The organism is Streptococcus infantis (assembly GCF_047464715.1).
In the GTDB taxonomy this organism is placed as follows: domain Bacteria; phylum Bacillota; class Bacilli; order Lactobacillales; family Streptococcaceae; genus Streptococcus; species Streptococcus infantis_S.
The window spans coordinates 584,252-598,293 of sequence record NZ_JASHBJ010000001.1 but is presented as its reverse complement, the minus strand read 5'-3'; the positions used below and the strand labels follow the sequence as shown (position 1 = coordinate 598,293).

The 14,042-nt window shown below is 38.9% G+C and carries 14 protein-coding genes; all 14 read left to right on the top strand.

Going from position 1 to position 14,042, the window contains the following annotated elements:
- The 14 genes from QM419_RS03005 to QM419_RS02940 all read left to right on the top strand — a co-directional run bounded on the left by QM419_RS03005 (position 1) and on the right by QM419_RS02940 (position 13,992).
- Complete coding sequence (locus tag QM419_RS03005; protein ID WP_414277839.1) at positions 1-555, top strand: hypothetical protein; 555 nt, start codon at positions 1-3, stop codon at positions 553-555.
- Positions 556-565: 10 nt separating this feature from the next.
- On the top strand, positions 566-1,063 hold the full coding sequence (locus tag QM419_RS03000) for a hypothetical protein (protein WP_414277838.1): 498 nt from the start codon (positions 566-568) through the stop codon (positions 1,061-1,063).
- 48 nt (positions 1,064-1,111) lie between these two features.
- Positions 1,112-1,906, top strand: a complete 795-nt coding sequence (locus tag QM419_RS02995; RefSeq protein WP_414277837.1) for a DUF4261 domain-containing protein — start codon at positions 1,112-1,114, stop codon at positions 1,904-1,906.
- Positions 1,907-1,949: 43 nt separating this feature from the next.
- The gene (locus QM419_RS02990; RefSeq protein ID WP_414277836.1) at positions 1,950-2,417 is read left to right on the top strand and encodes a hypothetical protein; all 468 of its coding nucleotides are present in this window, start codon (positions 1,950-1,952) and stop codon (positions 2,415-2,417) included.
- Positions 2,410-3,426, top strand: coding sequence for a hypothetical protein (locus QM419_RS02985; protein ID WP_414277835.1), 1,017 nt, complete (start codon positions 2,410-2,412; stop codon positions 3,424-3,426). The genes QM419_RS02990 and QM419_RS02985 overlap by 8 nt, the downstream gene beginning before the upstream one ends.
- Positions 3,427-4,013: 587 nt before the next feature.
- Positions 4,014-5,468, top strand: a complete 1,455-nt coding sequence (locus QM419_RS02980; protein ID WP_414277834.1) for an aminotransferase class I/II-fold pyridoxal phosphate-dependent enzyme — start codon at positions 4,014-4,016, stop codon at positions 5,466-5,468.
- Complete coding sequence (speE, locus tag QM419_RS02975; protein WP_049504668.1) at positions 5,469-6,329, top strand: polyamine aminopropyltransferase; 861 nt, start codon at positions 5,469-5,471, stop codon at positions 6,327-6,329.
- Positions 6,326-7,585 (top strand): saccharopine dehydrogenase family protein, encoded by a 1,260-nt coding sequence (locus QM419_RS02970; protein ID WP_414277833.1) that lies wholly within the window; start codon positions 6,326-6,328, stop codon positions 7,583-7,585. The genes speE and QM419_RS02970 overlap by 4 nt, the downstream gene beginning before the upstream one ends.
- Positions 7,585-8,712: a carboxynorspermidine decarboxylase gene (nspC, locus tag QM419_RS02965; protein ID WP_414277832.1), complete on the top strand. Its 1,128-nt coding sequence runs from the start codon at positions 7,585-7,587 to the stop codon at positions 8,710-8,712. The genes QM419_RS02970 and nspC overlap by 1 nt, the downstream gene beginning before the upstream one ends.
- Positions 8,709-9,794, top strand: coding sequence for an agmatine deiminase (gene aguA / locus QM419_RS02960; RefSeq protein WP_414278057.1), 1,086 nt, complete (start codon positions 8,709-8,711; stop codon positions 9,792-9,794). Before nspC ends, aguA begins: the two co-directional genes overlap by 4 nt.
- Positions 9,795-9,803: 9 nt before the next feature.
- Positions 9,804-10,679, top strand: a complete 876-nt coding sequence (aguB, locus tag QM419_RS02955; protein ID WP_414277831.1) for an N-carbamoylputrescine amidase — start codon at positions 9,804-9,806, stop codon at positions 10,677-10,679.
- Between the two features lie 140 nt (positions 10,680-10,819).
- Entirely contained in the window at positions 10,820-12,277 is a 1,458-nt protein-coding gene (locus QM419_RS02950) for a type I restriction-modification system subunit M (protein ID WP_414277830.1), read from the top strand.
- Positions 12,278-12,289: 12 nt separating this feature from the next.
- Positions 12,290-12,853: a restriction endonuclease subunit S gene (locus tag QM419_RS02945; RefSeq protein WP_414277829.1), complete on the top strand. Its 564-nt coding sequence runs from the start codon at positions 12,290-12,292 to the stop codon at positions 12,851-12,853.
- A complete protein-coding gene (locus QM419_RS02940; RefSeq protein ID WP_414277828.1) occupies positions 12,850-13,992 on the top strand; it encodes a restriction endonuclease subunit S in 1,143 nt (380 codons plus the stop codon). The genes QM419_RS02945 and QM419_RS02940 overlap by 4 nt, the downstream gene beginning before the upstream one ends.
- Positions 13,993-14,042: the final 50 nt, after the last annotated feature.

Below are 14,042 nucleotides of genomic sequence, written 5' to 3'. Positions count from 1 at the left end.
ATGAGAAAGATTGATTGGGACAAGATAAAAACTCGCTTAGATGCCTTGCTGGTCATTGATGAGTATTTGACAGATCCGAGTGAGGATTGGCTCAGACTCGTGATTAAGACTGAGGAAGACTATGGACTCCGCTACCTTATTGACAATGGCTCTGGTGATTCTCTAGATGTGATTTTGACTGATAAAATGATCCTTATAAAAGGCTTTGATCATGAGAGTAGTTTAAGCCAGTTTGCTGCTGACGAGTGGGATCAAGACGTCATTGATGGTTTTTATAAAGGTCTGGATGAAAAGTATGTCTCACTTTATTCTGAAGATCAAAAAGATGAAACAACCTTCTTTATCTGGTATGACGGTCACGCGCATCAACAGACTTACCAAGGTCAGGATGGTGGAGAATGGTTGCTTTCATACCTTTTTGATAGCTTTGAGAGATTTCATGAGTTTGTGACTGACTATTATGAAATTACCGTAGATAAAGATTTACTTAGGAAACTCTACATGGATGGACAACTTTCAGACATAGAAGTAAAGCAATTAATCCAGGAGAGTTAAGAGAGTAATCATGAGAGTGAACTATAAAAATACCCCTGAAAACTATCGAGCTATGGTGGAAATAATCATCCCACCCTTGCTTAATTTACTCAAAAGTTTAACCTTGTTAGAAGAGGAAATTTTTGATAGTAACAGAGCACTGGATAAGGAAAAAGAAGGCCTTGGCATCCCAGCAAATCAAGTTCATCCCAAGTGGAATGAACTTATGGATGACTATTTTCAGAGGCAAATTCAACTTCTAACTGGACGAGTGACTCAAAAATACTTGGAAGGAGGAGTTCGAAATTCTTATGGCTCCCCAAGTGAGTATAACTATGTTCAAACGAATGATTTTTCTGTAGATTTTATCATGACAAAAGCTGAAGAAGCAAGAGTCATCACCCACTATCAAGAAGCTTTAGACATGAAGCATCAGTTTGTACTTAAATTGGTGGATGGAAATTGGCTACTTGATGAGAAATTCTACGGTTTTGAGGATGAAGAAACTTGGTATGGCGACTTACTTTGACCAAGATAGCTTTGCTTTCCAACTGATATGAGAAAAAGGAGAAGTCCTGTGAATTTTTTAAAAAATCTATTTACTAGTAAGAAAGAAAAGTCAGAGAAGAAAAAACAACTGATCTTGTCCATGCCCCTCTTTAAAGGCAAGCAGGCCTATTCTTTAGAACAGGTCGTTCAGGAATTGGAATCTCACTGGGCGCTTGAAATTTCTGAAGTTTCTGGTGATGATTCTAGTGCAACCTTTGTGATTGATGGTGCTCTCGTTGGGGTGGCTTTAATGGATTTGCCTATCCCAAGTCAAGAATTTGAAGAATTGTATGCCTATTCTTACCTCTGGCAGGATGTTGAGAAGGAAACACAGGAGCACACACAGCATGCTATTGTTTCTGTTTTGTCTGACAATCTTTCGCCAGTAGAAACCTATTCCCTATTGACTAAAGTGAATTCCTCTATCCTAAAAACTAGTCAATCAGCTATTGGTATTTATCAGGGTTCTACCACCTTGCTCTTGCCCAAAGATCTTTATCTAGACCTGGCAGACCTTTTGAAAGAAGAAATGCTTCCCCTTCAACTCTGGATTTATATGGGAATTGTCAACCTGGGAGATAAAACTAGTATTTACACTTATGGTTTGAAAGAGTTTGGAAAAACTGAGATTGAAATTATCGACTCCCCTATGGATAGCGACGACTTATATTATTTCCTCCTGTCTATTCTTCAGTATGTTTTAGGCAGTGATGTCACCTTAAAGGACGGTGAAACCATTGGCTTTTCAGAAGATCAAAAAATCAAAATCACTGAGTCAAAATCCGTCTATTTGGAAGGAAATTCCTTGAAATTAGATGTTTAAACCATGATTTATAAATGAGTGTCCTTACTAGAATGAGGTTTTTATGAAGCGTGATATAAAAAAGTATTATCTCTACCGATTTCTGGTCTATAGATTTGAAAAATTAACTTGTAAAAATCCAAGTCTCACGGAAATAAAACCAGAGAAGAGAGAAAAAATCGTTCTAGAGGCTACTCGAACTAGTCAAAAGATTATTCTAGTCCTTGGAATTCTTTATGTTTTGCTAAATTCTGCTTTGTTCATTTACCTTAGGGCTAGTGATTTTCAAAATCCCTTATTGGCTTGGTTTACTGATTACATCGACTATTTGGGGGTACTAATAAACGGAGAATGGGGCGGTAGTTGGCGTCAAAAGAAAGCTAGTTTTTTGATGATTGCTATTTTTGCTATGCCTATTGTGGTCATAGAAGGTGGCCCCTTCTTCTTGCTGGTTTTATTGATTGGGAATTGGGTACTAAAGAGAAAGATAAGATTTGTGAGAGAACATAAAGGAGGAGAGAGTCATGGGTAGAACGGTAATTATAGGAACTTTAATGGTTTTTACAATCTTTAATCTGCTACTCGGTCTGGGCTTTTATCTCTTTCTAAAAAAGAGGAAAGAGAACGGGCAGTCATTGTACGAAACCCCTGTAAATCAACAAACTCGAACAGAAAAACTGGGTCTAGGCGAGATTTTGGTCTACCTGTCCCTGATTGCCATCGCGGGGATTTTTGCTTTTCAGACCTTAAATAGAGGTGGTGTTGGGAATTCTATTTTAGCCAAAATGATTCTCTTACCTGCACTAATGGCTCTTTTCAATGCAAGAAAAAGGACTGGAAAGTCTTTACTTGCCCTCCTTATAACCTTCCTTGTCTTTCTAGTAGGAGTCATGTTTAATCTCACGATTGGTTTGCCACCTCAAGCACCGATTTTGCAAATCAATGAAAGTAAAATCACTTTGGCAGAAACCAAAGCAAGCGATCTGATGGAAGCTGGATTTGATATCTATGTAAGACAGAGGGATGGTGCTAGCGACTACGAAAACCTTCTCGCAGATGGCAGTTTCCAAAAGTATCAAGGTGATAAAACAGTTACCATCGAAAAAGGCTTCAGACTTGATAGCAATGCTGTTCCTTACGCTCCCTATCTCCTAGCAAAAGACGGCATAGTACTGGGGAGTATTTCCTTTTACGGTGCTGAGGACCAGGATGTGGCTTTAGAAGATTCTAAGGTTATTCAGGTACGATTTAACAAGGAAAGTATTGAGGCAGCTAAAAAACATTCTATCACTCTCAAATTAGATAAACTTGACTTGACTACGCGACTGGATGCTCCTCTTGTTCAAGAAACTTTTAAAAAGCATCTATGGTCAATCCCCCCATCACATACAAGTGATGTCACTCAATTGTGGTATGGATTACAGTGGTCAAGTAACAGTGACTCTCTATTTTGGAATGAGTATTATAGTCTTATCCGTCTAGATGAAAATTATTTGATGACTGATTTTGAACTAGCTGCCAAAGTAGCGCGTGATGAGTAAATACGATTTTGAATAGTTGACTGTACTTATAACTACTTGAGGAACTGAGTATTTTAGTTCCTTTTTTGTTTTTTGATTTAAATTTAAAACGATTTCTATTTTGAAATTAAAGCAATTTCACGAACAAAACATAAATTTTTTACAAAAAAGTACTTTACAAGCTAGTCAAAACATGATATAGTAATGAAGCTTAGAAAATGAGATGATGTTTTCTAGTAAATATAAACCCGAGTAAAAAATGCCTACGGACAGGCAGGGTTGAATGCCGAAGCGTGGTTGAAAAGCCACATTATTGATAGGGTTAAAAGCCTACTTTTATAAGTTGATGTTAGGACATTAGTTCTAATTCGTATAGATTTGTTAGTGTGGTGAAAGCACACGTCATCTTGTGAAACGATCAATAAAGTACGTAATATTTGCTACTAGAGAGTTAGGAAACATCAGGAACAGACATACTCAAAAGAAACAAACATAAACACGTCAATAGATTGTAGAGCAGGTGCCAGCCTGCTCTTTTTTCATAAGTATCCTTTAGAGCCTTACATGGTTAAGGTGTAAAAAATATGATAAAGGAGTATGTCTTTATAATGTTAAATCAAAACCAAGCTCCCATCTATGAGGGGTTGGTCAAGTTACGAAAGAAAAGAATTGTACCGTTTGACGTACCTGGTCACAAGCGTGGCCGTGGTAACCCAGAGTTGGTTGAACTTTTAGGGGAAAAATGTGTAGGTATAGATGTTAACTCTATGAAGCCCTTGGACAATCTGGGGCATCCCATTTCGATTATTCGAGAAGCTGAAGAGCTAGCAGCAGAAGCTTTTGGTGCGGCTCATGCCTTTCTAATGATTGGGGGGACAACTTCATCCGTGCAGACCATGATTCTCTCCACCTGTAAAGCAGGTGATAAAATCATTCTTCCTCGAAATGTTCATAAGTCAGCCATCAATGCGCTCGTTTTGTGTGGCGCTATTCCCATCTATATCGAGATGAGTGTGGATCCAAAAATCGGTATTGCTTTGGGGCTTGAAAATGAGCGTGTAGCACAAGCAATAAAGGACCATCCAGATGCTAAGGCTATCCTAATCAACAATCCAACCTACTATGGAATTTGTTCAGACCTTAAGGGGCTAACAGAGATGGCTCACGCTGCAGGAATGAAAGTCTTAGTAGATGAAGCGCACGGGGCCCATCTACATTTTACGGATAAACTTCCCCTATCTGCTATGGACGCAGGAGCAGATATGTCAGCTGTATCCATGCATAAGTCTGGTGGCAGCTTGACACAAAGTTCTCTTCTTTTAGTTGGCGATCAGATGAATCCTGAGTATGTACGTCAGATTATTAACCTGACACAGTCAACATCAGCATCTTACCTGCTAATGGCTAGTCTGGATGTTTCTCGTAGAAACTTAGCCCTTCGTGGTAAAGAATCATTTGAAAAGGTCATTGAGCTATCTGAGTACGCTCGTCGTGAAATCAATGCTATCGGTGGCTACTATGCCTACTCAAAAGAGTTAATAGACGGTGTGTCTGTTTGCGATTTTGACGTGACTAAGTTGTCAGTCTACACTCAAGGAATCGGTCTAACAGGTATTGAAGTTTATGATCTCCTACGAGACGAATATGATATTCAGATTGAGTTCGGTGATATTGGGAATATCTTGGCCTACATTTCGATTGGTGACCGTATCCAAGACATTGAACGCTTGGTCGGTGCTCTAGCTGATATCAAGAGACTTTATTCTAGAGATGGAAATGACTTGATTGCTGGCGAATATATCCAACCAGAGTTGGTGCTATCTCCTCAGGAAGCCTTCTATGCAGAGAGAAGAAGCTTAACATTAGACCAGTCCGTTGGCCAGGTCTGTGGGGAATTTGTCATGTGCTATCCTCCAGGAATTCCAATCCTAGCGCCAGGTGAACGCATCACACGAGAAATTGTTGATTATATCCAATTTGCCAAAGAACGTGGTTGTTCCCTTCAAGGAACGGAAGATCCAGAGGTCAATCACATCAATGTTATTGAGAGAAAGGAGAACTAAATGGATTTATGGTTTTCTGAAGTTCATACTCCAGATGTGAAATTGTCTCTGAGAACAGCCAAACAACTCTACGCTGGTAAAAGTGAATGGCAGGATATCGAAGTTTTAGACACGCCTGCATTTGGGAAGATATTGATTTTAAATGGGCATGTCTTGTTTTCAGATGCAGATGACTTTGTCTACAACGAAATGACGGTTCACGTTCCTATGGCTGTCCATCCCAATCCAAAGAAAGTCTTGGTTATTGGGGGTGGTGACGGTGGTGTTGCCCAAGTATTAACGCTTTATCCTGAATTGGAACAAATCGATATCGTGGAACCAGATGAGATGCTGGTTGAGGTCTGTCGAGAGTATTTTCCAGACTTTGCTGCAGGGCTAGATGATCCTCGTGTTACCATCTACTACCAAAATGGACTTCGCTTTTTACGAAATTGCGAAGATGATTACGACATTATCATCAATGATGCGACTGATCCATTTGGACATACGGAAGGTCTCTTTACAAAGGAATTTTATGGCAATAGTTATCGAGCCTTGAAAGAAGACGGGATCATGATTTACCAGCATGGTAGTCCATTTTTTGACGAAGATGAGTCTGCTTGCCGAAGCATGCATCGCAAGGTCAATCAAGCTTTTCCAATCAGCCGGGTTTATCAAGCACATATACCTACCAGTCCTGCTGGCTATTGGTTGTTTGGATTTGCATCGAAAAAATATCACCCTGTCAAAGATTTTGACAAGGAAGGCTGGAAAAAACGCCAGCTTTTCACAGAATACTACACTGCAAACTTGCATATTGGTGCCTTTATGTTGCCTAAGTATGTAGAAGACATTTTAGAAGAAGAGGAAGGAAAAAAATGAGTCGTTTATTAGTTATTGGATGTGGGGGCGTTGCCCAAGTTGCTATTTCAAAGATTTGCCAAGATAGCGAAACTTTTAAAGAAATTATGATTGCCAGCCGTACCAAGTCAAAATGTGATGATCTGAAGGCTAAATTAGAAGGTAAAACAAGTACAAAGATTGAAACAGCTGCTCTTGATGCTGACAAGGTAGAAGAAGTCATTGCCTTAATTGAAAGCTACAAGCCAGAAGCCGTTTTGAACGTAGCTTTACCATACCAAGATTTGACCATTATGGACGCTTGTTTGGCGACGGGAGTCCACTATATCGACACAGCCAACTATGAGGCTGAGGATACAGAAGACCCTGAATGGCGTGCTATTTATGAGAAACGTTGTAAGGAGCTTGGTTTTACAGCTTACTTTGACTACTCATGGCAATGGGCTTATCAAGAAAAATTCAAGGAAGCAGGATTGACAGCTCTTCTTGGTTCTGGTTTTGACCCAGGGGTAACCAGCGTCTTTTCAGCTTATGCACTCAAACATTACTTTGACGAAATCCACTATATCGATATTTTAGACTGTAATGGTGGTGACCACGGTTATCCATTTGCGACAAACTTTAACCCAGAAATCAATCTACGTGAGGTTTCTGCACCAGGTTCTTACTGGGAAGATGGAAAATGGGTAGAAGTTGAAGCTATGTCTATCAAACGTGAGTATAATTTCCCTCAAGTTGGTCAAAAAGACATGTATCTCCTCCACCATGAAGAAATTGAATCATTAGCAAAGAATATTCCAGGAGTTAAACGCATTCGCTTCTTTATGACTTTTGGCCAATCTTATCTAACGCATATGAAATGCTTGGAAAACGTTGGGCTCCTTCGTACAGATGCTATTAACTTTAACGGCCAAGAAATTGTTCCAATCCAATTCTTGAAAGCCTTACTTCCAGATCCTGCCAGCCTTGGCCCACGTACAGTTGGAAAAACCAATATCGGATGTATCTTTACAGGCGTCAAAGATGGCGTTGAAAAGACCATCTACATTTACAATGTTTGCGACCATCAGGAGTGCTATGCAGAGGTTGGATCACAAGCCATTTCTTACACAACAGGTGTTCCTGCCATGATTGGGACAAAATTAGTGATGGATGGTACATGGAAACAACCAGGAGTTTATAACCTTGAAGAGTTGGATCCAGACCCATTCATGGAAGCTTTAAATAAATACGGTTTGCCATGGGTTGTGGTTGAAAATCCACAAATGGTGGACTAATGAAATTAGAACAAGTACCAACGCCTTCTTATATCATTGACTTAGGAAAATTAGAAGAAAATTGCCGCATTCTACAAGAGGTTCAGGAAAAGGCAGGTTGTAAGGTTTTGCTAGCTCAAAAAGCTTATTCTCTCTATAAAACCTATCCCCTAATTAGCCAGTATCTTTCTGGCACAACGGCTAGTGGTCTCTATGAAGCTAAGTTAGCTAGAGAAGAATTTCCAGGAGAAGTCCATGTATTTGCACCTGCTTTCAAGGAAGTAGATATGGAAGAGCTGCTTCAACTATCTGATCATATTGTTTTTAACTCAGAGAGACAACTACAAAAATATGGTCAAATTTGTCGTGAGGCTGGTATCAGTGTAGGTCTACGCCTCAATCCTCAGTGTTCTACTCAGGGGGACCACGCGCTCTATGACCCTTGTGCTCCTGGATCTCGTTTTGGGGTGACTGCAGATAAGATTCCAAGTGATTTGCTGGACTTGGTGGATGGGCTTCATTTTCATACTCTTTGTGAGCAAGGGGCCGATGATTTAGAGACAACACTGAAAGCAGTAGAAGAGCAGTTTGGGCCTTATTTGCATGAGGTCAAATGGCTCAATATGGGTGGCGGACACCACATTACGAGAGATGATTATGATGTGGACTTACTGATCTCTGAGATTAAACGTATTCGAGAAACCTATAACCTTGATGTCTATATCGAACCTGGAGAAGCTATTGCCCTTAATGCGGGCTATCTAGCGACAGAAGTCTTGGATATTGTTGAAAACGGGATTGAGACCTTGGTGCTAGACGCCTCGGCAAGCTGCCACATGCCAGATGTCCTTGAAATGCCTTATCGCCCCCCATTGAGAGACGGTTTTGAAGCGCAAGAAAAAAACTATACTTATAGACTTTCTTCCAATACCTGTCTAACAGGAGATATCATTGGTGACTATAGTTTTGAAAATCCAGTTGAGATTGGAGATAGACTTTACTTTGAGGATATGGCAATCTACTCCTTTGTTAAAAATAATACCTTTAACGGGATTGGACTTCCAAGTTTGTATGTGATGGATAAAGTGGGTGAATGCAGGTTAGTCAAGGCATTTGGTTACAAAGACTTTAAGGAGAGATTATCATAATGCACAGTCCAAAGAAATTAGGATATCGTATGCCAGCAGAATATGAACCCCACCATGGAACTCTTATGATATGGCCTACTCGACCAGGGTCTTGGCCATTTCAAGGAAAGGCTGCTAAAAAAGCTTTTAGCCAAATCATCAAAACCATTGCTCAAGGGGAAACAGTCTATCTTTTGGTGGAGGAGGACTATCTATCTGAAGCGCAATCCTATCTTGGAGACCAGGTCGTTTATCTAGATATCCCAACAAATGATGCCTGGGCTCGTGATACAGGTCCGACCATTCTCCTTAATGATCAAAGAGAAAAGTTAGCGGTAGATTGGTCTTTCAATGCTTGGGGAGGTTCTGTGGATGGACTCTATCAAGACTATGAAGCAGATGACCAAGTGGCCAGTCGTTTTGCAGAAGTCTTAGAGGTACCTGTTTACGATGCAAAACCATTTGTGCTAGAAGGTGGAGCCATACACAGTGATGGCCAAGGAACAATACTTGTCACAGAAAGTTGCCTCCTCAGTGCTGGTCGCAATCCTCACATGACTAAAGAGGAGATTGAAAAGACCTTACTAGAGAGCCTTGGCGCTGAAAAAGTTATCTGGTTGCCTTACGGTATTTATCAAGACGAAACCAATGAACACGTCGACAATGTAGCAGCCTTTGTTGGCCCAGCAGAGATTGTCTTAGCTTGGACTGATGACCAAGATGATCCTCAGTATGCCATGTCTGCAGCAGATCTAGCTCTTTTAGAGAAAGAAACCGATGCAAAAGGACGTTCCTTCACCATTCATAAACTTCCGATTCCAGCTATCCATCAAGTAGTGACGGAAGAAGATTTGCCAGGCTATTCATATGAAGAAGGTGAAGAAGAACGCTATGCTGGTGAGCGTTTAGCAGCATCCTATGTAAACTTCTATATTGCCAATAAATCTGTCTTGGTGCCACAATTTCAGGACGAAAACGACCAAGTGGCCTTGGATATCCTGAGTAAGTGTTTCCCAGACCGTGAAGTCGTAGGAATCCCTGCAAGAGATATTCTTTTAGGTGGTGGAAATATCCACTGTATTACACAACAAATTCCAGAATAGGAGAAAAAAATGAGAAATGTAACGGTTGCAGCTATTCAGATGCAATGCGCTAAGGATGTGGAAACAAATATCCAAACAGCTGAACGTTTAGTCCGTCAAGCTGCGGAGCAAGGTGCGCAAATTATTCTCTTGCCTGAGTTGTTTGAACGTCCCTATTTCTGTCAGGAACGTCAGTATGACTACTACCAGTATGCCCAGTCGGTTACAGAAAATACGGCTATTCAGTATTTCAAAGTGATTGCCAAGGAACTAAAGGTCGTTCTACCGATCAGTTTCTATGAAAAAGATGGGAATGTCTTATATAACTCAATTGCAGTCATAGATGCTGATGGGGAAGTATTAGGAGTTTACCGCAAGACACATATCCCAGACGACCATTACTATCAAGAAAAATTCTATTTCACACCTGGAAATACTGGTTTCAAGGTCTGGAACACACGCTATGCTAAAATCGGTATAGGAATCTGCTGGGACCAGTGGTTCCCTGAAACAGCCCGTTGCCTTGTCTTAAATGGAGCAGAATTGCTCTTTTATCCAACAGCCATCGGTTCAGAGCCTATTTTGGATACAGATAGTTGTGGGCATTGGCAACGTACCATGCAAGGGCACGCTGCAGCAAATATTGTGCCAGTTATCGCAGCCAATCGTTATGGTTTAGAAGAAGTCACTCCTTGTGAAGAAAATGGCGGTCAAAGTTCAAGTCTGAATTTCTACGGTTCATCCTTTATGACGGACGAAACAGGAGCTATCTTGACTCAAGCAGATAGACAAGGCGAAGCCATCCTGTTAACGATTTATGACCTTGACAAGGGAGCAAATGAGCGCCTAAATTGGGGCTTGTTTAGAGACAGAAGACCAGACATGTATAAAGATATTGTGAGATGAAAAAGCCTATATAGGCTTTTTTCTGTAGATACTATAGTAATTTTTGATAATGTCCTAGGATTCTGATAAAATGGGGTATAAGAAGTTTTAAAATTTTGTATGTCGGATTTTTAAAATTGAAACATTTTGAGAGGTAAAATATGATTACAGGCGAATTAAAGAACAAGATTGATCAGCTTTGGGAAATGTTATGGACAGAGGGGAATGCGAATCCTTTGACCAACATTGAGCAGTTGACTTATCTTTTATTTATGAAAGACTTGGATAGGGTAGAACTTAGACGAGAAAATGATGCTGAATTTCTAGGTATTCCCTATGAGGGAATTTTCCCAAAGGATAAACCTGAATATCGCTGGTCAACCTTTAAGAATTTGGGAGATGCGCAAGAAGTTTATCGACTAATGTCACAAGAAATATTTCCATTTATTAAGAATCTGAAGGGGGATACTGACGATACAGCTTTTTCACGTTATATGAGGGATGCTATTTTCCAAATCAATAAACCAGCTACCTTACAAAAGGCGATAGCTGCACTGGATGAGTTACCTACGGATATAAAAGATATTGGTGACATTTACGAGTATCTATTGTCAAAATTATCTCAGGCAGGGGCAAATGGTCAATTTCGTACGCCTCGTCATATCATTGATATGATGGTTGAACTCATGCAACCAACAATTAAAGATATTATTTCAGATCCTGCCATGGGTTCTGCTGGATTTTTGGTTTCAGCTAGTCGATATTTAGACCGTAGAAAAGAAGAGTGGCAGACAAATATTGACAGTGTAAAGCATTTCCACAATACCATGTTTCATGGAAATGATACAGATACCACTATGTTGAGACTTGGGGCTATGAATATGATGCTTCATGGGGTTGAGAATCCACAAATTAGCTACCTAGACTCGCTTTCTCAAGATAACGAAGAAGCTGATAAATATACTCTAGTTTTAGCCAATCCACCTTTTAAAGGATCTCTTGATTATGATTCAACCTCTGGTGATTTGCTGGCTACGATTAAGACTAAAAAGACTGAGTTACTTTTCCTTGCCCTTTTCTTACGCACTCTGAAGCCAGGTGGACGTGCAGCTGTTGTTGTACCGGATGGTGTTCTATTTGGTTCCTCTAAAGGTCATAAAGGGATTCGTCAAGAAATTGTTAAGCATCACAAACTAGATGCAGTTATTTCAATGCCGAGTGGTGTTTTCAAGCCTTATGCAGGAGTTTCAACGGCTATCCTTATCTTCACTAAGACTGGAAATGGTGGGACGGATAAGGTTTGGTTTTATGATATGAAAGCAGACGGTCTGAGCTTGGATGATAAACGACAACCTATCAGCGACAATGATATTCCAGATATTATTCAACGATTCCATCATTTAGAGAAAGAAGCAGATCGAAAGAGAACAGACCAGTCCTTCTTTGTTCCAGTTGATGAGATTAAGGAGAATGATTTTGATTTGTCCATCAATAAATACAAAGAAATCGAGTATGAAAAAGTTGAGTATGAACCAACAGAAGTCATATTAAAGAAAATCAATGATCTAGAAAAAGAAATTCAAGCTGGCTTAGCAGAGTTAGAAGAATTACTAAAGTAGGGAGATGCACGTATGAAAAAAGTGAAGTTGGGGGAAGTTTGTGAGATAGTTACAGGTTCAACTCCAAAAAGTACTAATCCAGATTATTGGAATGGGGAATACAAATGGATTACTCCAGCAGAAATTTCTGATGATGATTTTATCATAGTTGACACACAACGTAAAATTAGTAAGTTAGGAATTGAAAAAACTGGCTTAAAATCATTTCCTATAGGTACAGTTTTATTATCGTCTCGTGCTCCGATTGGGAAAGTTGCTATTGCTGGATGTGAAATGTATTGTAATCAAGGTTTTAAAAATTTTATCTGCTCAAATGAGATAAATAATGAGTATTTGTATTATTTTTTAAAATCAAGGAAGAATTTTTTGAATAATATAGGACGTGGAGCAACATTCAAGGAAATTTCTAAAAGTATAATTTCGAATATTGAGATTATTCTACCATCCTATAATGTACAATGTACACAAACTCAAAATCTAAAGGAGATTGATAATCTTATTTATCTTAGAAAAAAAGTAATAAAAGAATATCAATTGCTCGTCAAATCCCGATATTTCGAGGAGGTGGTTGCATGAAGAAAGTGAAGTTAGGTGATCTTTGTGAAATTCAATCAGGAGGAACTCCTTCAAGAAGTAAACCAGAATTTTGGGTCGAAGGAAATATTCCATGGGTAAAAATCAAAGATATAAACTCGAAATACGTTGATAAAGTTGAAGAACATATTACAGAATTAGGATTACAATGCTCATCAGCTAAATTATTTTCAAGAGAAACCATATTATATACTATTTTTGCTACTATTGGTGAGGTAGCTATATTGGACATAGATGCTGCAACAAATCAGGCTATAGCAGGTTTATATTTAAAGTCTGAAAAGGTATTAAAAGACTATCTTTATTATTTCTTAATATCTATTAAAAATAGAGTCAAAAATGATAGTAGAGGAGTTGCCCAAAATAATATTAATTTAACTTACTTGAAAAATATTGAGGTACCTATTGTTGAAATTGCACATCAGCAAGAAATTTGTGAAAATTTGAGTACAATTAATCAAATAATTACACAACGTAATAAACAACTAATAGAACTTTCAAACCTTGTCAAATCCCGATTTAACGAGATGTTTGGGGATTTTTATACTACATTATTCCCTAAATATAAAATAGGTGAAAAATTTGAACTTTCTAGTGGAACTACACCGTCAAGAGATAATAAATTATATTGGGATAGCGGAACGATTAATTGGGTAAAAACAACTGAGGTAATAAATAAAGAAATTACGGAAACTGAGGAAAAAATCACAGAATTTGCTTTAGAAAATACATCTCTTAAACTTTTTCCAGTTAATACAATATTAATTGCTATGTATGGTCAAGGACAAACAAGAGGAAGAAGTGCAATCCTCAAAGTTGAATCTACTAGCAACCAAGCATGTGGTGCTATATTTCCAAATAAAATAGACAATCCAGTTTTTATTTGGCATCAATTAATGCTGAGGTATAGCGAATTACGAGAACTTGGACGAGGAGGAAATCAACCTAATTTAAACGGTCAACTGATTAAAAATTTTGAACTGATTTTCCCCCCTCTTTCCCTTCAAAACGAGTTTGCAGAATTTGTGGCTCAGGTTGACAAATCACAATTGGCAATTCAAAAATCGCTAGAAGAACTTGAAACTTTGAAGAAATCTCTCATGCAGGAGTATTTTAACTGATATTCTGTCATTGTAATTACGGTAATTATTTGTTATAATACTTCAAAGGA

Excerpts from the sequence above, each read along its gene's own strand:
- QM419_RS03005 (WP_414277839.1), top strand. The coding sequence starts at position 1 with ATGAGAAAGATTGATTGGGACAAGATAAAAACTCGCTTAGATGCCTTG.
- QM419_RS03000 (WP_414277838.1), top strand. The coding sequence starts at position 566 with ATGAGAGTGAACTATAAAAATACCCCTGAAAACTATCGAGCTATGGTG.
- QM419_RS02990 (WP_414277836.1), top strand. The coding sequence starts at position 1,950 with ATGAAGCGTGATATAAAAAAGTATTATCTCTACCGATTTCTGGTCTAT.
- QM419_RS02985 (WP_414277835.1), top strand. The coding sequence starts at position 2,410 with ATGGGTAGAACGGTAATTATAGGAACTTTAATGGTTTTTACAATCTTT.
- QM419_RS02980 (WP_414277834.1), top strand. The coding sequence starts at position 4,014 with ATGTTAAATCAAAACCAAGCTCCCATCTATGAGGGGTTGGTCAAGTTA.
- speE (WP_049504668.1), top strand. The coding sequence starts at position 5,469 with ATGGATTTATGGTTTTCTGAAGTTCATACTCCAGATGTGAAATTGTCT.
- QM419_RS02970 (WP_414277833.1), top strand. The coding sequence starts at position 6,326 with ATGAGTCGTTTATTAGTTATTGGATGTGGGGGCGTTGCCCAAGTTGCT.
- nspC (WP_414277832.1), top strand. The coding sequence starts at position 7,585 with ATGAAATTAGAACAAGTACCAACGCCTTCTTATATCATTGACTTAGGA.
- aguB (WP_414277831.1), top strand. The coding sequence starts at position 9,804 with ATGAGAAATGTAACGGTTGCAGCTATTCAGATGCAATGCGCTAAGGAT.
- QM419_RS02950 (WP_414277830.1), top strand. The coding sequence starts at position 10,820 with ATGATTACAGGCGAATTAAAGAACAAGATTGATCAGCTTTGGGAAATG.
- QM419_RS02945 (WP_414277829.1), top strand. The coding sequence starts at position 12,290 with ATGAAAAAAGTGAAGTTGGGGGAAGTTTGTGAGATAGTTACAGGTTCA.
- QM419_RS02940 (WP_414277828.1), top strand. The coding sequence starts at position 12,850 with ATGAAGAAAGTGAAGTTAGGTGATCTTTGTGAAATTCAATCAGGAGGA.